Here is an 18,170-nt window from a genome sequence, read left to right on the forward strand (position 1 = left end):
CGATCAGGCTTCGGATTTGTTTTTCAACACTTGGCGACCACGGTAAAAACCGTTGGGGCTGATGTGGTGACGCAGGTGGATTTCACCAGTTGTAGGCTCCACAGCGATGCCCGGCACGTTCAGGGCATTGTGCGAACGGTGCATACCGCGCTTGGAAGGCGACTTTTTGTTTTGCTGAACAGCCATGATGGCTCCTTGGAAGCTTGGAGGCCGCGCAAATGAAAACGCAGCTTCTGGTTGATGAGAATGTCGCTCAGCATCACTGAGCGAAGCCGTCGATTATAGCCTAAGACCAAGCCCAAAGAAAGTGGCTTGGGTTTGCACTCACTTGTTTGAACCTGTTTTAAGGCCTGCCAAAACGCCAAAGGGGTTGGGCCGCTCGGCAGCCACTTCAAATTCAGGGTCCACAGCGGACATGGGAACCGCTTCAGGGCAAACCTCGTGCAAGGGAACCAGCGGCAAAGACAAAATCAATTCATCCTCGACCAGTGCCAAAGCATCAAAGTCACGGCTGATGACCAAAATATCCTCTTCCGCCTCATCGTCCAGTGCGGCGGCAGTGGCCTCGTCGGCCACAAACCGAAACGAACGCTCGGCTTCTACCGTCTCTAAAACCGGCGTCAGGCAACGCTGGCACTGCATGGGCAGTTGCACCGAGGCGCGCAAGTCCAGCCAAATTTGGTCTGCGCCACCTGACTGAGCCACTGTTCGACCTTCCAATTGCCAAACCACGGCACCGCCGGTCAGGGTGTCGCCATGCTGCTCAGAGGCCAAACGGGGCCAATCGGCCAGGATGCCCTCTCCTTGAAGATTGACGGCATCACGGGCAAAAGCCAGCACATCCAAATGTTGGGGGTCTATTTTTTTTTCCATGCCCGCAGTGTAAGAGAATCACCCATCTGAATTGACTGGGAATTGCACTTTGACACCGACAGCAGACGCCTCGACCGCTTCGCCACGCTCCGTGGTGCTGGGCTCAACCTCGCGCTACCGCCGGGAATTGATGGAACGCCTGCGTGTGCCCTTCACAGTTGCGGCGCCGCATGTGGACGAAACGCCTTGGCCCGGCGAAGCCCCGAAAACTCTGGCACTGCGGCTGGCTTTGGCCAAGGCCCAAGCTGTGGCTGCCCTGCACCCCGAAGCGGTGGTCATTGGTTCGGACCAAGTGGCCGATTTGGCGGGCCAACCACTGGGCAAGCCCGGTGAACACGAGCGCGCCGTGGCCCAACTGCGCCAAATGCGCGGCCAGACGGTGATTTTCCAGACTGCATTGGCCGTGGTCTGTTTGGCCACAGGCTTTGAACAAGTCGACTTGGCCGAGGTTCGTGTGGTTTTCCGCGATTTGAGCGACGACGAGATCGAGGCGTATTTGCAGGCCGAAAAGCCCTACGACTGTGCAGGCAGCGCCAAAAGCGAAGGCTTAGGGATTGCCCTGCTCGAATCCATCGACAACGACGATCCAACCGCCCTCATTGGGCTGCCGCTGATCCGTACCGCCCGAATGCTGCGACAAGCTGGAGTGAAATTACTGTGAACACCTCCAAGCCACTCAAAGGCCGCCTGTTTTTGGTGCCCACGCCACTGGACTTTGGCTGCACCGAACAAGCACCCATCACCGACGTGCTGCCCACCCTCACCTTGGCCACGGCGGCCAACATCCAGCATTGGGTCTGCGAAAACGCCAAAAGCACCCGCGCCTTTTTGAAGCGTGTGGGTGAAACCCACCCCTTGATCGCACCCCTGGCCGAACAAACCATCACCGAATTGCCTCGCCATGTGCACAAAAAAGGCGACCACCAATCGGGTTTTGATGGCAAACCTTTGTTGGCTGCGGCACTGCAAGGACAGGATGTGGGCTTGGTGAGCGAAGCGGGTATGCCCGCGGTGGCCGACCCCGGCAGCTCGGTGGTGCGTGGCGCACACGATCTGGGCATCGCCGTGGTGCCACTGGTCGGCCCGGTATCGTTGTTGTTGGCTTTGGCTGCCAGCGGCCTGAACGGCCAAAACTTTGCCTTTGTGGGTTACCTGCCGCAAGATGCCGCTGAGCGAGCGGCCCGGCTGAAACAGCTGGAATCTCTGGCCCTCAAAACCGGCCAGACCCAGTTGTGGATCGAAACCCCTTACCGCAACGCAGCCATGCTCAGCGGTTTGCTGCAGAGCCTGAATGCCAACACGCGCCTGGCCATCGCCAGCGGCTTGACCTTGCCGTCAGTCAGCACCCAAAGCCACAGCGTGTCGCAATGGAAAAAGGGCCTCAAAGGCCCTGATGGTCACACGCCTGCGGTTTACGCCATCGGGCCTTGAGAAGCTGCTCGGCCTTTCGCCTCAGCGCAGACCCGTGCTGCTGCGCAAGGCACGGACCGAGCCCTCTCCGACCGCAGCACCAAAGCGCTTGACCAAGCGCTCGGCCACGTTTTCACGCTGCGTGTAATCGATCACATCTGGCGCTTTGACCACTTCACGGGCCACGCCGTCCAGGCTGCCCAGGCTGTCGGCCAAACCCAGGTCCACCGCCTGCTGGCCACTCCAGAACAAACCACTGAACATTTCCGGGGTTTCTTTCAGGCGATCGCCACGGCCTTTTTTGACCACTTCGATGAACTGCTTGTGAATTTGGTCCAGCATCGCCTGGGCATGCTTGCGCTGAGGTTCGGTTTGTGGACTGAACGGGTCCAGAAAACCCTTGTTGGCACCCGCCGTCATCAGGCGACGCTCCACGCCCAACTTGTTCATCAACTCGGTGAAACCAAAGCCGTCCATCAACACACCAATGCTGCCCACAATGCTGGCTTTGTCTACGTAGATTTGGTCTGTCGCTGCCGCAATGTAGTAAGCGGCTGAGGCACAGGACTCCTCGACCACCGCATAAATCGGCTTGTTGTGCAAAGCACGCAAACGGACAATCTCATCGTTGATCAGGCCCGCCTGAACCGGACTGCCGCCGGGAGAATTGATCAGCAAAACCAAGGCTTGCGAGCCCGAGTCTTCCAACGCAAGGCGCATGGACGACATGACGTTTTCAGCACTGGCTTCGGTTTCAGAACCAATTTCACCCACGATCGACACCATGGCCGTGTGCGGCAAGCTGGGGTTGATGGTGGTCGATCTGTAGCTGAACAGCTGCCAAAAGATCCCCGCCAAAAGCACCAACCAGGCCAAACGCAAACCCACTTTCCATCGGCGTGCGGTTTTTTGTTCGTTCAAATTGGCAAAGGCCAAGCGCTCCAAAGTTTGGCGCTCCCACCCCGCATCGGTGCCCGATGTGGTTCTGGCTTTTTCTGGGGAGGCTGAGGCGGACGCGAGGTCCTGGGGGTCTTGCATGGTCAAAATTCAAGCGGTTTTAAGTTGTAGGCAGTATGCCAGTGAACCACGCCGTCCTGCTCTGAAAGGTCTATTTTGACCAGCCCTCCACGGCATGGCCCGCCAGAACAGGCACCGGTATCGGGCTGGTAGGTGGCGCCGTGCGTGGCGCACATGAGCCACCGCCCTGTGTCGTCATAGAACCGATCGGGCTGGTAATCCATCTCCATGGCCACATGGGTGCAGCGGTTCAGATAAGCATGCACCTGACCTTGGTAGCGAACTGCAAAGGCCCGGCAGGTCTGCCCGGCATACACGATGTCAAAAGGTACTGCGCGACCACCGTTGGCCAAGTCAGTGCTGTTGCACAAAGGGACCGTGGCTTCCATGAGCAATCCTTGCGTCAAGCGTGTTGCAACAACCAGTCGTGCAAATCCTGCACGCTGTGCGCCACATGGCGCGGCTTCAGGGCATGAAAGACATCAGGCTCATGCGCCCCGTAGCTCACCCCCACGCTGGCGCAACCCGCGTTCAGCGCCATTTGCAGGTCGTGCGTGGTGTCGCCAATCATCAAAGTGCGCTCAGGATCGACACCAAACTCACACATCAATTCATGAAGCATCAGGGGGTTGGGTTTGCCAGCCGTTTCATCGGCGGTGCGCGAGCCATCGAACACGCCGCGCAGCTCCACCGCATGCAAAACCTCGTTCAGGCCTTGGCGGCTTTTGCCAGTGGCCACCGTGAGCCAGTGGTGCCGGGCTTTGAGGGCGTCGAGCAAGGGCAACACCCCCTCAAACAGGCTGATGTCGTTTTGGTGCTGAATGTAGTGGTGGCGATAGCGTTCACCCAAAGCGGGGTACTTGTCTTTCGGAACATCTGGCGCGGCATGGGCCAGCGCTGGCATCAACGCCATGCCGATCACATAAGAGGCGGCTTCGCGCGTAGGCTCCTGACCGCCCACATCCACCACCGCACGTTGGATGCAGCGGGTGATGATGGCGGTGGAGTCGAACAGCGTGCCATCCCAATCGAAGGCAATCAGATCAAACTGGCGGGGTCTTGAGTTGGGCATGGTCTACGTATGCTTTTAAATCAGGGGGTAAATCGGCTTGAAGGGCCACACGCTCAGCGGACACCGGGTGGTTGAATTGCAAGCGCCAGGCGTGCAAAAACATGCGTTTGAGGCCAGGGCCCGAGCTGGGTTTGAGCAATTGCCGGTTCCAGTCAAAGTCCCCATATTTGTCATCTCCCGCGATCGGGTGCCCTTGGGCCGACAAATGCACCCGGATTTGGTGGGTGCGCCCAGTTTTGATGGTGACCTCTAATAATGAAGCACCCGGTAGCCGCTGCGCCACTTTGACCAAGGTGATGGAACGCATGCCATCCAGGTCATCTGCCGTGGTCACGCGCACGCGGCGCTCGCCCTCTTGCCCGTCTTTCCCGGGCAAAAGGTATTTGTGCAAAGGCTGGTCAATCACCTTGAGCTTGGCTGGCCAATCGCCTTTGACCAGAGCCAGATAGGTTTTGCCTGTCTCGCGCTCTCGAAACTGGTCTTGCAGGTGCTTGAGTGCGCTGCGTTTTTTGGCCACCAACAAAATCCCACTGGTGTCGCGGTCCAATCGGTGCACCAATTCCAGCAATTTGGCTTGTGGGCGGGCCTGTCGCAACTGCTCGATCACGCCAAAGCTCACCCCGGAGCCACCATGTACCGCCACCCCGGAAGGTTTGTCGATCGCCATCAGGCAGTCGTCTTCCATCAGCAGGGGAAATTCACGGCTGGGCGCGGGGTTCGCGGCCTTTTCTGCCACTTTCTCAGAAATGCGCACGGGGGGCACACGCACTTGGTCACCGGTTTGAACCCGTGTCTCGGCGGCGGCGCGTCCTTTGTTGATGCGCACTTCGCCGCTGCGGATGATGCGATAGACATGCGTTTTGGGTACGCCCTTCAAATGACGCATCAAAAAGTTGTCTAAACGCTGCCCAGCCGACTCTTCGTCCACCACCAAGCTTTTGACGGCAGGCGCGGCACTGTCGGACTTGGCCCCTATAATGTGATTCACTGGCTATTGGCTGTAAGTGGTTGATTCAAATGGAAATGAATTCCTGAGAGCAGGAGTTTAGTCCACCACCACCTCGCCAATCCAGATGGTCGATGCCACCCTCGGCACGATTTGCAGACTGAAGGCCCTTGCCGACAGTGGCCGATCGCCCCGGAGGTTGGGCCGACGCCCAGAAACCCAGATACGGAATACCCCAAGTTCAGCAGCCCGCAGGGCTGTTGGACGGATCAAAGCGAGATGGTTGTGTTGTTCGGAACTTTGCTGATGTGCTTGGAGTGGCTTACAAAGCCACTCAACACCGTCACGCCTGGTGCCAAACAGTTTGTCTTGGACACCGGGGGAAGCCCCCGGCAGTGGACAAATTTCTGCATGCCTTTTGCCTCGCCCCATCCACGCGCCACGATCCCTATTCCTGTGCTCACGCACAGCTGAATGGCGGTCAACTTCGGCAGTTCCCTTCGTTTCAGGCGTCAGCTCCGGCAACGGAGGCTTTGAGATTTCCAACAATCCAAAGCCAGTTGTGTAAACAGGTCCCAGACCGCAGACATCTTTCTGCACTGGGGCCAAGCTGATATGAAAAGGAACGCATCATGAAACGGATGCTGATCAACGCCACGCAAGCTGAAGAGCGCCGCCTGGCCATCGTCGACGGACAAAAACTCCTCGACTACGAAATCGAAATCGAAGGCCGCGAGCAACGCAAGGGCAACATCTACCAAGCAGTGGTGACCCGCGTCGAGCCCTCGCTCGAGGCCTGCTTTGTGGACTACGGTGAAGACCGCCACGGCTTTTTGCCTTTCAAAGAAATCTCGCGCCAATACTTTGCTGAAGGCGTGTCCGTCAGCCAAGCCCGCATACAAGACGTCATCAAAGAAGGCCAGTCCCTCTTGGTGCAGGTCGAAAAAGAAGAACGCGGCAACAAGGGCGCAGCCCTGACGACATTTGTCAGCTTGGCTGGCCGTTATGTGGTGCTCATGCCCAACAACCCCCGTGGTGGTGGCGTCAGCCGCCGCATCGAGGGCGATGACCGCGCTGAACTCAAAGAGGCGATGGACCAGCTGGAATACCCCAAGGGCATGTCCATCATTGCCCGCACCGCAGGCATCGGCCGCTCCGCGCCCGAACTGCAATGGGACCTGAATTACCTGCTCAAACTTTGGACCGCCATTGACGGTGCCTCCAAAGGCGGCAAAGGCGCTTTCCTGATTTACCAAGAATCGTCGTTGGTCATCCGCGCGATTCGTGACTACTTCAACAACGACATCGGCGATATCCTGATCGATACCGACGACATCTATGACCAAGCTCAGCAGTTCATGAGCCACGTCATGCCGGAGTTTGCGAACCGTGTGAAGCGTTACAGCGACGACGCGCCACTGTTCAGCCGCTTCCAGATTGAGCACCAGATCGAGTCGGCTTACGCCCGCACGGTGCAACTGCCTTCGGGCGGTGCCATCGTGATCGACCACACCGAAGCCTTGGTGTCGGTGGACGTGAACTCGGCCCGCGCCATCAAGGGCGGCGACATCGAAGAAACCGCCACACGCACCAACTTGGAAGCCGCTGACGAAGTGGCCCGCCAGATGCGACTGCGTGATTTGGGCGGCCTGATCGTGATCGACTTCATCGACATGGACGAGTCGAAGAACCGCCGCGATGTCGAAAACCGCTTGCGCGACGCCCTGCGCCAAGACCGTGCCCGTGTCCAGTTCGGCACCATCAGCAAGTTCGGCCTCATGGAAATGAGCCGCCAGCGTTTGAAGCCTGCCCTGTCAGAAGGTGCGTCCATCCCCTGCCCACGTTGCGGTGGCGCTGGCCACATCCGCGACACCGAGAGCTCGGCACTGCAAATTCTTCGCATCATCCAAGAAGAGTCCATGAAGGACAACAGCGCCGCCGTGCACGCGCAAGTGCCCGTCGAAGTCGCGTCGTTCTTGCTCAACGAAAAGCGTTCCGAGATCGCCAAGATCGAATTGCAGCAACGCATCAACGTGCTGCTGGTGCCCAACAAGTCGCTGGAAACGCCGCATTACAAGCTCGAGCGCTTGAAGCACGACGACCCGCGCCTGGACCGCATCGAAGCCAGCTACAAGATGGCCGAAGAGATCGAAGACGCGACCACCGTGACCCGTCGTTCGCAAGAACCCACCAACAAGCAAACACCCGTCATCAAGGGCGTGCTGCCCGATGCGCCTGCGCCAATTGCGCCCGTCAAGGCCGAAGCACCAGTGGCTCCAGCCAAGCCCGTTCGCAAGGCCGCAGCAGCGCCAGCACCTGTGGCTGCTCCAGCCGCTACAGGTGGTTTCTTTGGCTGGCTGAAAAACCTGTTCGGTGGCGGTTCCACTGAAGCAGCGCCAGCAGCCGTGGCCAACAAAGATGAAAAAGCCCGCGAAGGCCGCAACGGTGAGCGCCGTGAGGGTGGCCGCGAAGGTGGTCGTGATGGCGAGCGCCGTGATGGCCGTCGTGGTGGCCGTGATGGCCGCCGTGGTGAACGCAGCGAAGGTGCTCAAGGCGAGGTTCGCGCCCCCCGCGAAGGCAATCGCCGTGGCGAAGGCCGCGGTGAAGCCCGTGCGGATGGCCGCAACGAATTGCGTGAGGGCGAAGCCCGCCCTGCACGCAGTGAGCGTGGCGAACGTGGCGAGCGCGCAGAGCGTCCTGCTGGTGAACGTGCACCCCGCGAAGGTCGCCGCGATGGCCGCGGAGAGGGCCGCAACGACAGCAGAAATGAAGGCCGCAGCGATGCCGTGCCAGAGTTGAATGCCGAAGGCACCGAAGTGCGCAATGAGCGCGCTCCCCGTGGCGAAGGCCGTCGTGAGCGTGGTGAACGAGGTGAAGGCCGCCGTGAGCGTGGTGAGCGTGGTGAACGCCGTCAGGGCGAAGCTGCAGCTGGCGATGTCAACACCCCTGCCAGCGAAGTGATCGTTTCAGAGGGTCAAGAAGCCCAGACGACGTCCGACACACCCCATTCGGAGAACACAGGTGAACGCCGCGAGCGCCGCTCGCGTGACCGCTATGGCCGTGACCGCCGTGAGCGTGGCAGCGAAAGCCGTGCAGAGGCCACAGGCGAAGAAGGTCCAAGCGATTTGAGCGCCAATGCGCCTCAAGCTGCTGCAGACAACCAGAGCGAAGACCGCCCTGCACCACGTTCATACTTTGAACGTGCCCAGCAGGCCGCTGCGCCAACGCCTGAGGTCAGCGCTGAAGCGCCGGCAGAACCACGCAATGAGTCCGCCAATGTGCCTGCTCAAGTGCCCACCGAAGTTCAAACGCAAGCCGCGCCGCCTGTGGCTGCCGAAACTGCGGCGCCCGTCGCGGTTCAGGCCCCTGTGGTGAGCGCCGAAAAGTCAGTTACAGCACCTGCTGCTTCGCCAACTGCTTTGCCTGCCGTCGCGAGCTACACCCTGCAAATCGACAGCCTGCAGCAAGTGGCGCAGGGCTCGGGCTTGGTCTGGGTCAACTCGGATGCGGGCAAAGTGGCCGCGGTTCAAGCCGCCATTGCCGCCGAACCCCAGCCTGTCCGCGTGCCCCGCGAGCGACCGCCTGCTGTGGTGTTGAACGAAGGTCCTTTGGTTTTGGTGGAAACACGCAAAGACCTGAAAGACATGAACCTGCCTTTCTGACCTCAGAGCGAAAGCTCATAAAAAAACCGGGCTCCCAGCCCGGTTTTTTTTCGCCTGCGCTTGGCTCAGGAATGGGCCACGTTGGCGGCTTGCTTCCAAGCGGCAGTGGCAGCGGGCAAGTCTTGCCGCTGCTCAGCCAATTCGGCCAAAGCGCACCAGGCTTTGCGCTTCAAGGCTGGGGCTTGTAGGCCTTTGACAGATTGAGACAAAAGACCTTGGGCTTTGCCCCACAACTGGTGACGCATGCACAACATGCCTGCCAAGTATTGCCAGCGAGGGTCTTGAGGCTGTGCCAACTGCGCAGCCTCAACCCGGGCCAGCCAAGACCTGGCGTCACTCGCCTGGGCATCGGCCCAACTGGCCTCCAAGGCTTGCACCATACGGGCCAATTGATCAGGCGTCCAAGGGTTGGACTTTGGGGATTGCAAGGGCCCCCACAAAGGCTGAAGCCACTGCCTGGCGACAGCACCCGCGCCACCCAAGGACAGGAAACGCAAAGCGGCTTCTGCTGCCAAATCGGGCATGGCGCACTGTGCGGGGCTCAACTTGAGCCAGAGGCGCTGAACGGCATCGGCATCGTGGGTGTTGGACAACCAGGACAGTATCAAACTGCGCACCAAACTGTCAGCAGCATCAGGCGTAAAGGCCCGGTGCTTGGCCAGCAAAACGGCGGTGTCCAAGGCCTGCGAGGGTTGGCCAGCCAAACGGGCCGCCTTGAGTTGCAGGCGCATGGCCACCGTACGGCGGGCTGTTGCTGAGGGCAAGGCCTGCAGCAAGGCCAGACTGGCGGGTGCATCGCGGTCGTCCAGCAACCAACGCGCAGCACGCAGCTGAATGCCCTCGTTCAAAGTCCGCGATTCGAATGCAGGGGCTTGTTTGGCAGCCTCCAAAGCGGCTTGCCATTGGGTTTGGCGCACATCCCGGTCTTGCAAAGCGTGTGCCGATTCGGCGGCCATGATGTGGGCCAGCGTTCGCAATGGCACCGCATGGTCCAGCTCTAAACCTGCCTCGCTGAGCAAAGCTTCTTTTTCAAGTGTCGTTTGTGCAGACTTGCGGGCCCGCAAAAAGCGGCCCGCCATGAACTGGCTGATGGCGTCGAGTATCGCCGCGTGAGCAGCCCGTTCTTTTTGCTGCAAGCGCCAGCGTTGCGCTTGCTGGGGCAAAGACAACAAGGCCGACAAGGCTTGCTGCGCCAGCACGATTACCAAAACCACCAAGCCCAAAACCAGCAAGACCAGATTGAGCGATAAATCGATCCGGTAAGGCGACATAAACAAAGTCACAGTGCCTTGGTTATTGCCCGCCAACCAAGCGGCAGCCGCTGCCAAAGCAAACAAGCTGATGAGCCAAAGCGCTGCACGCATGCCGGTTTACCTTCCAGCCGCGGCAGTCGCCAGGGCAGCCAAAGAGCCTTCCAGGCGGGGACTGTCGCTGGCCTTCAACTGGTCGGAAGATTGCTCGAGCAATTGCAGCATCTGAACTGTCTTGCGCGAAGACCCGTCGGCGTAGCGTCTTACGATGATCGACGCAGAAGCCAGGTCAGCACGCGCAGCGTCTTTTTGACGGGCCAACAAACCCAAACGGGCATTGAGCAATTTGAGCTTGAGGTTTTCACGCAAGAAAAAGCCCTGCTCAGGCGACAACAACGCTGCCTCGGGTGATTCGATACGGCTGACTCTCACCAAGCCCTTGATCTGATTGGCAAATTGGGTCAAACCAGCCATCCACCAGGAGGGTTCAGGGGCTTGCTGGGCGTCGGTCAACGCACGGTTCATGAACGATGAAGGCAAGGCCTGATTGGCCAACAGCAGGCCATCCACCAGTGCCACACCCTCGTCCAACTTGATCAACAAGCCGGGTAAATCGAAGACTTGGGCCGTACTCAGCCGGTCCAAGTCTTTTTCCAAAGCCCTGAGTACGGGTGCCAGCCGAGGCTGAGCGGCTCGTTGCAAACGCGTTTGGGCAGATTTGAGCGCTGCCAACAAGGGCTCGTAACTGCCCGTCAATTGGGTCTGTTGCTGAGCCATGCGCAATGCCGACTCGATGTCCACCACCAAGTTTTCATCCCGCGAACGCGACAGGCTTTGAATCAATTCTTCTAACTGACTGCGCTGCAACGCGACCTCACCCAAGCGGGTTTCGACCAAGGCCAAGCGGGCAGCACTGTCCTTGACCGTTTCCTGAGCCTGTTTGGCCCAAGCTTTGGCTTCCAGCGATTGCTGGCCAGCGTCGGCGCTTTGTTGCGCCAATTGTTCTTGGATACGCGACAACTTTTGCCACAAAAGGACAGACAAGAACAAGGCCAAGCCCGCGATACCGAAAGACAACCACTTTAGGCCGTTGCGAAGCAAGGGCACAGACCCCACAGGGGTGTCAGGAGCTGCGGCGGTTTCAGGAGAAGTCGTCATGTCAGCGATTTTATAGACTCCGCTTGGCTTTCAAGACTTGTAGGAACGATTTCCACCCGCCCCCAACCCGCTGCCAACAAGCGCTGTGCAATTCGGGGATGCGTGGCCAATGCCCGGGCTTGGCCAATGGGCAAATCCGGACAAACCTGCCACAAATGCTGCGCGGCCTCGGAGCTGCTGAACAACCACCACGAGCCGTCTTGCACGGCTTCGCTTGCCAAAGACCGTTGCATCGGCGTCAAAGCGGGTGCTTGGCGCACATAAGCCACGGTTTGAAGCACCTGCAAACCTGCATTTTCGAGCTGCAAGGCCAGCCAATCGCGCCCCGCCAATTGGCCTTGTGTATCGGCTCCACGAACAATCAACACAGAGGGTTGGGCTTTTGAATGGGCCAAGGCCAAGGCCACCCCATCTTTTACTCGCCCTGCCACCAAATTCCAAAGGGCTTCAGAGTCAAACTGCGCCGCATCTTTAGGGGGGGAATCGATCGAATCTGCAGGCCAACCCGCTGCCAGCAAAGCCGCATGGGTGCCGGGGCCTGTTGACCAGGCGCGGCAATTGCCCAAAGACAAACCCGCAGGTCTTGCGTCCATGAAAAACCGCACGGCATTGGCGCTGACAAACATCACGGCCAAGTGATGGGAAACGGCTTGCCAAGCTTGCGCCAAGACTGATGGTTCAGGCAAAGCCGTGATGTCGATGAGGGGCAAAATTTCGCAGTGCACGCCCCGTGCCTGCAAGGCATCGGCCCAGGCCTTGGCCTCGCGCTCAGGCCGGGTGACGATCACTCGCCCAGGGACAGCGCCAGAACTCAATGCGCGCCACCCTCACGCAAAGCCTGCGCCACGCTCAGGCCCAGCGCCTCGGCAGCTTGCAGGCCATCGGTGCTGGCGTGCGCATCGGCCGTGACCAAGGTGGTCGCGCCTTCCGGGTCGCCCCAGGCCGCTTGCAGTTTGAGCACACCGCCCTCGATGGTCGCGTGCGCGGCCAAAGGCATGGAGCAGCTGCCGCCCATGGCGCGGCTCACGGCCCGCTCGGCAGCCACGCGACGCCAAGAGGGCGCATCGGCCAATTGAGACAACAAGGCGCACAAATCAGCCCGGTCGCTTCGGATCTCGATGCCCAAAGCACCCTGCCCTGCGGCCGGCAGCATTTGCTCGGTTTCAAAAATATGGCGAATGCGCTCAGACAAGCCCAGGCGCTTGAGGCCCGCCGCCGCCAGCACAATGCCCGCGTACTGGCCTTCGTCGAGTTTGCGCAATCGCGTGTCCAGGTTGCCGCGCAGGGGCTCGATCTTCAAGTCGGGGCGCAGCGCACGCAGCAGTACGGTGCGGCGCAGGCTGGATGTGCCGACCACAGCGCCTTGCGGCAAGTCTTCCAAGCGGGCGTATTGCGACGACACCCAAGCGTCGCGGGGGTCTTCGCGCTCCATCACGCAGGCCAGCTCGAAGCCTTCGGGCATGTCCATGGGCACGTCTTTGAGCGAATGCACCGCGATGTCGGCGTGGCCCTCTTGCAGCGCCACTTCCAGCTCTTTGACGAACAAGCCCTTGCCGCCCACTTTGGACAGGCTGCGGTCCAGGATCTGGTCGCCCTGGGTCGTCATGCCCAGCAGCTTGACTGTGCAGCCAAGCCCCTCGAGCAAGGATTTGACATGTTCGGCTTGCCACAGAGCCAAACGGCTCTCGCGGGTGGCGATGACGATAGAGGGCTGCTTGGACTCGGTCACGGCGGGCTTCCTGAAAAAAATTTTGATCCCATCAAAATGAAATCAATCGGTCATTTGTCTCCTGCGGCGATGCTAGCATGATGTCAAGGAAAATTGACACCGCCACGACCACCATCCCGAGCACACGATGAAACAGGCCGCCCCAGACACCGCATTGCCCAATCCGGCCCTTACGCGCAGCACAACACGCGAAAAACGCGACAGCGAACGCCCCTTGGTGGAAGACATCCGCTTGCTGGGCCGCATTTTGGGCGATGTGATCCGGGTTCAAGAAGGCCCCGAGGCTTATGAGTTGGTCGAGCAAATCCGCAAGCTCTCGGTGGCTTTCAGGCGTGATGCCGACCACGAAGCCGACAAGGCCCTGAAAAAGCTGCTCAAAAGTCTGCCGGGCGACCGCGCCGTGAGCGTGATCCGCGCGTTCACCTACTTTTCACACTTGGCCAACCTGGCCGAAGACCGCCACCACATCCGCCGCCGCACCATCCACGAACGCGCAGGCCACACGCAAGAAGGCAGCATCGATGTGGCGCTGCAGCGCCTGCGCTGGGCAGGCATCACGCCCAAAAGCATCTCGGACATGCTGGCCACCAGCTATGTCTCCCCGGTGCTCACGGCCCACCCCACCGAGGTGCAGCGCCAAAGCATTCTGGATGCCGAGCGCGACATCGCCCACCTGCTGACAGAACGCGACGCCATCAAGGCCCGCGCCGCCATGGTCAACGCGACCAAAGACGCCCTGACACCCAAGGAGCTGGCCGCCAACGAATTGCAAATGCGTGCGCGAGTGATGCAGTTGTGGCAAACCCGCCTGCTGCGCTTGACCAAACTCACCGTGGCCGACGAGATCGAAAACGCGCTGAGTTACTACGAAGCCACCTTCTTGCGCGAAATTCCCAAGCTCTATGCCGAGCTCGAAGAAGCCCTGCCGGGTCAGCCCATTGCCAGCTTCCTGCGTATGGGCCAGTGGATAGGCGGCGACCGCGACGGCAACCCCAATGTGACCGCCCCCACACTGGAACACGCCCTGACCCGCCAAAGCGATGTGGCCCTGCGCCACTACCTGACCGAGGTGCATTTTTTGGGCTGCGAGCTGTCGCTGTCGGCCATGCTGGTGCCTTTTGGCCCCGAAATGCTGGCACTGGCCGAGCGCTCACCCGACACCAACGCACACCGCCAGGACGAACCCTACCGCCGGGCGCTGACGGGTATTTATGCACGCCTGGCCGCCACCTTGAAAGGACTGACCGGTGGTGACGCCGCCCGCCACGCAGTGGCCCCGCAAAACCCCTATGCCAGCGCCGAAGCATTTTTGGCCGACTTGCGCGTGATCGAAGCCTCTCTATGTAGCCATCACGCCGAAGCGCTGGCCGCCCAGCGCCTGCACCCGCTGATCCGTGCGGTGGAGGTGTTTGGCTTTCACTTGGCCACGGTGGACCTGCGCCAAAGCTCGGACAAGCACGAAGACGTGGTGGCCGAGCTGCTGTCCACGGCCCGCGTGGAAAAGCATTACAGCCAGCTGGACGAGCACGCCAAACAAGCCCTGCTGCTGGGCCTCTTGAACGACGCCCGCCCGCTGCGCGTGCCCGGCGCGGACTACAGCGAACACAGCGTGTCAGAGTTGGCGATTTTTGAAACTGCCAAGCGCATGCTCAGCACCTTTGGCAGGCAGGCCATTCGCCACTACATCATCAGCCACACCGAAACCGTGAGCGACTTGTTGGAGGTTTTGCTGCTGCAAAAAGAAACAGGTCTGCTGCGTGGCACGCTCGACAGCGAGGCGATCAACGACCTGATCGTGGTGCCGCTGTTCGAGACCATCGAAGACCTGCGCAACGCCGCGCCCATCATGCGCGACTTTTACGCCCTGCCTGGCGTGGCCGCGCTGATCCAGCGTTCGGGTGGCGAGCAAGACATCATGCTGGGCTATTCGGACAGCAACAAGGATGGCGGCATCTTCACCAGCAACTGGGAGTTGTACCGCGCCGAAATCGCCTTGGTGGCCTTGTTTGACAAACTCCAAAGCAGCCACGGCATCACACTGCGCATGTTCCACGGCCGAGGCGGCACCGTGGGTCGGGGCGGTGGCCCCAGCTACCAGGCCATCTTGGCGCAACCCCCAGGCACCGTGCGCGGGCAAATCCGCCTGACCGAACAAGGCGAAGTCATCGGCTCCAAATACGCCAACCCCGAAATTGGTCGCCGCAACCTTGAAACTTTGATCGCCGCCACCTTGGAGGCCACGCTGCTGCAACCCACCAAGCCCGCCACCCGGGCTTTTCTGGACGCCGCGGCCGAGCTGTCCGAAGCCAGTATGGGCGCCTACCGCGCCCTGGTGTACGAGACGCCAGGCTTCACCGACTACTTTTTTGGGGCCACCCCGCTCAAGGAGCTGACCCAGTTGAACATTGGTTCTCGCCCTGCATCGCGCAAAGCGCTTGAAAAAATCGAAGACCTGCGGGCCATCCCCTGGGGTTTCAGCTGGGGCCAGTGCCGCCTGACCCTGCCAGGCTGGCTGGGCTTTGGCTCGGCCGTGGCCGCCTTTTTGGACAAGCCCGGTCCGGCCGAGCGCAAAGCGGCACTGGCCTTGCTGCAAAAGATGTACCGCCAGTGGCCTTTTTTCCGCACCTTGCTCTCCAACATGGACATGGTGCTGGCCAAAAGCGACCTGGCCCTGGCCTCGCGCTACGCCGAACTGGTGGATGATGCCCGCCTGCGCAAAAAGATTTTTACGGCCATCGAAGCCGAATGGCACCGCACAGCCGAAGCATTGGCCCAGATCACTGGCGAAAAGAACAGATTGGCCAGCAACCCGGCGCTGGACCGGTCCATCCGCCACCGCTTCCCTTACATCGACCCGCTGCACCACCTGCAAGTCGAGTTGATCCGGCGCTATCGCGAGGGCAAAGCCGACGAACGCGTGCAACGCGGTATCCACATTTCAATCAACGGGATTGCGGCGGGGCTGCGCAATACAGGCTGATGACCGGTTTTCGGGCAACCACTGGCCGCCCGATAAAATCCCCCACCTATGACAAACCAACTCGACAAAAAATCCCAAGCCTGGTCCGCGCTCTTTTCTGAACCCATGAGCGAGTTGGTCAAGCGCTACACCGCCAGCGTGTTCTTTGACAAGCGCCTGTGGCAAGCCGACATCCACGGCTCGCTGGCCCACGCCGAGATGCTGGCTGCGCAAAACATCATTGCCGCCAGCGACTTGGCCGACATCCAGCGCGGCATGGCCCAAATCACCCAAGAGATCGAATCAGGCGCGTTTGAGTGGAAGCTCGACCTGGAAGACGTGCACCTGAACATCGAAGCGCGCCTGACCCAGCTCGTGGGTGACGCCGGCAAGCGCCTGCACACCGGGCGCAGCCGCAACGACCAAGTGGCCACCGACGTGCGCCTGTGGCTGCGCAGCGAGATGGACCTGATCATCGACCTGCTGGTGGACCTGCAAAAGTCGCTGGTCGATGTGGCCGAGCAAAACGTCGAGGTCATCCTGCCGGGCTTCACCCACCTGCAAGTGGCCCAGCCCGTGAGCTTTGCGCACCACCTGCTGGCCTATGTGGAAATGTTCAGTCGTGATGCCGAGCGCATGAGCGACGTGCGCCGCCGCACCAACCGCTTGCCGCTGGGCAGCGCCGCCTTGGCTGGCACCACCTACCCGCTGGACCGCGAACGCGTGGCCCGCTCCCTGGGCATGGTCGATGAGGCGGGCAACCCACAGGTCTGCCAAAACAGCCTGGACGGTGTGAGCGACCGCGACTTTGCGATCGAATTCACCGCCGCCGCATCTCTTTGCATGGTGCACATCAGCCGATTCTCTGAAGAGTTGATTTTGTGGATGAGCCAGAACTTCGGCTTTGTGCGCATTGCCGACCGTTTCACCACCGGCTCGTCGATCATGCCGCAGAAGAAAAACCCCGACGTGCCCGAGCTGGCACGCGGCAAGACCGGCCGCGTGGTCGGCCACCTGATGGGCCTGATCACCCTGATGAAGGGCCAGCCCCTGGCCTACAACAAAGACAACCAAGAAGACAAAGAGCCGCTGTTCGACACGGTGGACACGCTCAAAGACACGCTGCGCATCTTCAGTGAAATGGTCGGCGGTCAAGTCAACCCCGCCACAGGCCAAAAAGAAGGCGGCATCACCGTCAACGCCGCCGCCATGGAAGCGGCCGTCAAGAAGGGCTACGCCACCGCCACCGATTTGGCCGACTACCTGGTCAAAAAAGGCCTGCCCTTCCGCGACGCCCACGAGGTGGTGGCTCACGCCGTCAAGACGGCCCAAGGCTTGGGCGTGGACTTGTCAGAGCTGCCCCTGGAAACGCTGCAAAAATTTGACAGCCGCATCGAGGTCGATGTGTTTGGCCCGCTCAGCCTGCAAGGCTCGCTGAACGCCCGCAACACCCTGGGCGGCACTGCACCTGCGCAGGTGCGACTGCAGATCGCACGACACCGCGTCCGTTTCAATTAATTCCCTGGGGAAACACCACCATGACCACAGCCGCACCCACTTTGATGTCTTGGACCGACTCGCTCAACACGGGCGACGCCCGCATGGACGAGACACACCGTGAGTTCACGGACATGATCAATCAGATTTTGGCCACGCCTGAAGACGAGCAACTGCCGGTGTACAAGAAGTTCCTGGACCACACCGTCGAGCACTTCGCGCAAGAAGAGCGCTGGATGCTGGCGACCGGCTTTTCGGCCGACAACTGCCATGCCGAACACCACGCCACCATTTTGGAAACCATGCGGGTGGTCGAAGCCCACTACCTGGACACCGACAAACAGATCATCACCCGCTTGGCCGAAGCGCTGGCCGAGTGGTTCCCGGGCCATGCCAACAGCATGGACGCTGGCCTGGCGGCGCACCTGAAATCCGTGGGTTTTGACAGCGTGACCGAAACCCTGGCCGACCCATCGGCCATCAAAAACGTGACCATGTCCGGCTGCGGCAGTGTCAGCTGCAGTTAAAGCGCATTCCAAATGATGTGATCACCCCAATCAGGCTTCAGCACCTGTTTTGGGGCCTGGCCAACGAAAA

16 protein-coding genes are annotated in these 18,170 nt (G+C 60.3%); 6 read left to right on the forward strand and 10 right to left on the reverse strand.

All coding sequences use genetic code 11. The features are described from left to right. Positions 1–3 precede the first annotated feature (3 nt). The gene (gene rpmF, locus B9Z40_RS03300; protein ID WP_019575026.1) at positions 4–186 is read right to left on the reverse strand and encodes a 50S ribosomal protein L32; all 183 of its coding nucleotides are present in this window, start codon (positions 184–186) and stop codon (positions 4–6) included. Between the two features lie 138 nt (positions 187–324). Then, entirely contained in the window at positions 325–873 is a 549-nt protein-coding gene (locus tag B9Z40_RS03305; RefSeq protein WP_100171873.1) for a DUF177 domain-containing protein, read from the reverse strand. Positions 874–967: 94 nt separating this feature from the next. Between B9Z40_RS03305 and B9Z40_RS03310 the strand changes: the two genes are divergently transcribed. Continuing rightward, positions 968–1,534, forward strand: coding sequence for a Maf family nucleotide pyrophosphatase (locus B9Z40_RS03310; RefSeq protein ID WP_100172889.1), 567 nt, complete (start codon positions 968–970; stop codon positions 1,532–1,534). Then, complete coding sequence (locus B9Z40_RS03315; protein ID WP_199172479.1) at positions 1,531–2,304, forward strand: SAM-dependent methyltransferase; 774 nt, start codon at positions 1,531–1,533, stop codon at positions 2,302–2,304. The genes B9Z40_RS03310 and B9Z40_RS03315 overlap by 4 nt, the downstream gene beginning before the upstream one ends. 21 nt (positions 2,305–2,325) lie before the next feature. Here the strand turns inward: B9Z40_RS03315 and B9Z40_RS03320 are convergent, their stop codons facing one another. The 4 genes from B9Z40_RS03320 to B9Z40_RS03335 are packed head-to-tail and all read right to left on the reverse strand — an operon-like array spanning position 2,326 to position 5,360. Then, positions 2,326–3,321, reverse strand: a complete 996-nt coding sequence (locus B9Z40_RS03320; protein ID WP_100171875.1) for a S49 family peptidase — start codon at positions 3,319–3,321, stop codon at positions 2,326–2,328. Positions 3,322–3,323: 2 nt separating this feature from the next. Continuing rightward, a complete protein-coding gene (locus B9Z40_RS03325) occupies positions 3,324–3,689 on the reverse strand; it encodes a Rieske 2Fe-2S domain-containing protein (RefSeq protein WP_100171876.1) in 366 nt (121 codons plus the stop codon). A 14-nt stretch (positions 3,690–3,703) separates the two neighbouring features. Continuing rightward, positions 3,704–4,372: an HAD family hydrolase gene (locus B9Z40_RS03330; protein ID WP_100171877.1), complete on the reverse strand. Its 669-nt coding sequence runs from the start codon at positions 4,370–4,372 to the stop codon at positions 3,704–3,706. After that, on the reverse strand, positions 4,344–5,360 hold the full coding sequence (locus tag B9Z40_RS03335; protein WP_100171878.1) for an RluA family pseudouridine synthase: 1,017 nt from the start codon (positions 5,358–5,360) through the stop codon (positions 4,344–4,346). Before B9Z40_RS03335 ends, B9Z40_RS03330 begins: the two co-directional genes overlap by 29 nt. Positions 5,361–5,950: 590 nt before the next feature. On the opposite strand from B9Z40_RS03335, the gene B9Z40_RS03340 reads away from it, so the two are divergent. Continuing rightward, a complete protein-coding gene (locus B9Z40_RS03340) occupies positions 5,951–8,980 on the forward strand; it encodes an Rne/Rng family ribonuclease (RefSeq protein ID WP_100171879.1) in 3,030 nt (1,009 codons plus the stop codon). 65 nt (positions 8,981–9,045) lie between these two features. On the opposite strand, the gene B9Z40_RS03345 is transcribed toward B9Z40_RS03340, so the two are convergent. Genes B9Z40_RS03345 through hemC form a run of 4 tightly spaced genes read right to left on the reverse strand, consistent with a single transcriptional unit; the run spans position 9,046 to position 13,117 of the window. After that, a complete protein-coding gene (locus B9Z40_RS03345) occupies positions 9,046–10,344 on the reverse strand; it encodes a heme biosynthesis protein HemY (protein ID WP_100171880.1) in 1,299 nt (432 codons plus the stop codon). A 6-nt stretch (positions 10,345–10,350) separates the two neighbouring features. Continuing rightward, on the reverse strand, positions 10,351–11,388 hold the full coding sequence (locus B9Z40_RS03350) for a uroporphyrinogen-III C-methyltransferase (protein WP_100171881.1): 1,038 nt from the start codon (positions 11,386–11,388) through the stop codon (positions 10,351–10,353). Further along, positions 11,385–12,203 (reverse strand): uroporphyrinogen-III synthase, encoded by an 819-nt coding sequence (locus tag B9Z40_RS03355; RefSeq protein ID WP_100171882.1) that lies wholly within the window; start codon positions 12,201–12,203, stop codon positions 11,385–11,387. Before B9Z40_RS03355 ends, B9Z40_RS03350 begins: the two co-directional genes overlap by 4 nt. Next, a complete protein-coding gene (gene hemC / locus B9Z40_RS03360) occupies positions 12,200–13,117 on the reverse strand; it encodes a hydroxymethylbilane synthase (RefSeq protein WP_100171883.1) in 918 nt (305 codons plus the stop codon). Before hemC ends, B9Z40_RS03355 begins: the two co-directional genes overlap by 4 nt. A gap of 127 nt (positions 13,118–13,244) precedes the next feature. On the opposite strand from hemC, the gene ppc reads away from it, so the two are divergent. The 3 genes from ppc to B9Z40_RS03375 are packed head-to-tail and all read left to right on the forward strand — an operon-like array spanning position 13,245 to position 18,100. Beyond that, positions 13,245–16,097: a phosphoenolpyruvate carboxylase gene (gene ppc / locus B9Z40_RS03365; RefSeq protein WP_233204768.1), complete on the forward strand. Its 2,853-nt coding sequence runs from the start codon at positions 13,245–13,247 to the stop codon at positions 16,095–16,097. Positions 16,098–16,145: 48 nt separating this feature from the next. Further along, positions 16,146–17,594, forward strand: a complete 1,449-nt coding sequence (argH, locus tag B9Z40_RS03370; protein ID WP_100171884.1) for an argininosuccinate lyase — start codon at positions 16,146–16,148, stop codon at positions 17,592–17,594. A 20-nt stretch (positions 17,595–17,614) separates the two neighbouring features. Further along, positions 17,615–18,100 carry a bacteriohemerythrin gene (locus B9Z40_RS03375; protein ID WP_100171885.1) on the forward strand — a complete coding sequence of 162 codons (486 nt, stop codon included), beginning with the start codon at positions 17,615–17,617 and terminating at the stop codon, positions 18,098–18,100. Positions 18,101–18,170: the final 70 nt, after the last annotated feature.

This window comes from Limnohabitans sp. 15K (genome assembly GCF_002778285.1).
Classification (GTDB): Bacteria; Pseudomonadota; Gammaproteobacteria; order Burkholderiales; family Burkholderiaceae_C; genus Limnohabitans_A.

Bases quoted from the DNA above. Each gene is read 5' to 3' on its own strand.
- B9Z40_RS03325 (WP_100171876.1), bottom strand. From the start codon at position 3,689: ATGGAAGCCACGGTCCCTTTGTGCAACAGCACTGACTTGGCCAACGGT.
- B9Z40_RS03350 (WP_100171881.1), bottom strand. From the start codon at position 11,388: ATGACGACTTCTCCTGAAACCGCCGCAGCTCCTGACACCCCTGTGGGG.
- B9Z40_RS03305 (WP_100171873.1), bottom strand. From the start codon at position 873: ATGGAAAAAAAAATAGACCCCCAACATTTGGATGTGCTGGCTTTTGCC.
- B9Z40_RS03340 (WP_100171879.1), top strand. From the start codon at position 5,951: ATGAAACGGATGCTGATCAACGCCACGCAAGCTGAAGAGCGCCGCCTG.
- B9Z40_RS03375 (WP_100171885.1), top strand. From the start codon at position 17,615: ATGACCACAGCCGCACCCACTTTGATGTCTTGGACCGACTCGCTCAAC.
- rpmF (WP_019575026.1), bottom strand. From the start codon at position 186: ATGGCTGTTCAGCAAAACAAAAAGTCGCCTTCCAAGCGCGGTATGCAC.
- B9Z40_RS03345 (WP_100171880.1), bottom strand. From the start codon at position 10,344: ATGCGTGCAGCGCTTTGGCTCATCAGCTTGTTTGCTTTGGCAGCGGCT.
- B9Z40_RS03330 (WP_100171877.1), bottom strand. From the start codon at position 4,372: ATGCCCAACTCAAGACCCCGCCAGTTTGATCTGATTGCCTTCGATTGG.
- argH (WP_100171884.1), top strand. From the start codon at position 16,146: ATGACAAACCAACTCGACAAAAAATCCCAAGCCTGGTCCGCGCTCTTT.
- B9Z40_RS03320 (WP_100171875.1), bottom strand. From the start codon at position 3,321: ATGCAAGACCCCCAGGACCTCGCGTCCGCCTCAGCCTCCCCAGAAAAA.
- ppc (WP_233204768.1), top strand. From the start codon at position 13,245: ATGAAACAGGCCGCCCCAGACACCGCATTGCCCAATCCGGCCCTTACG.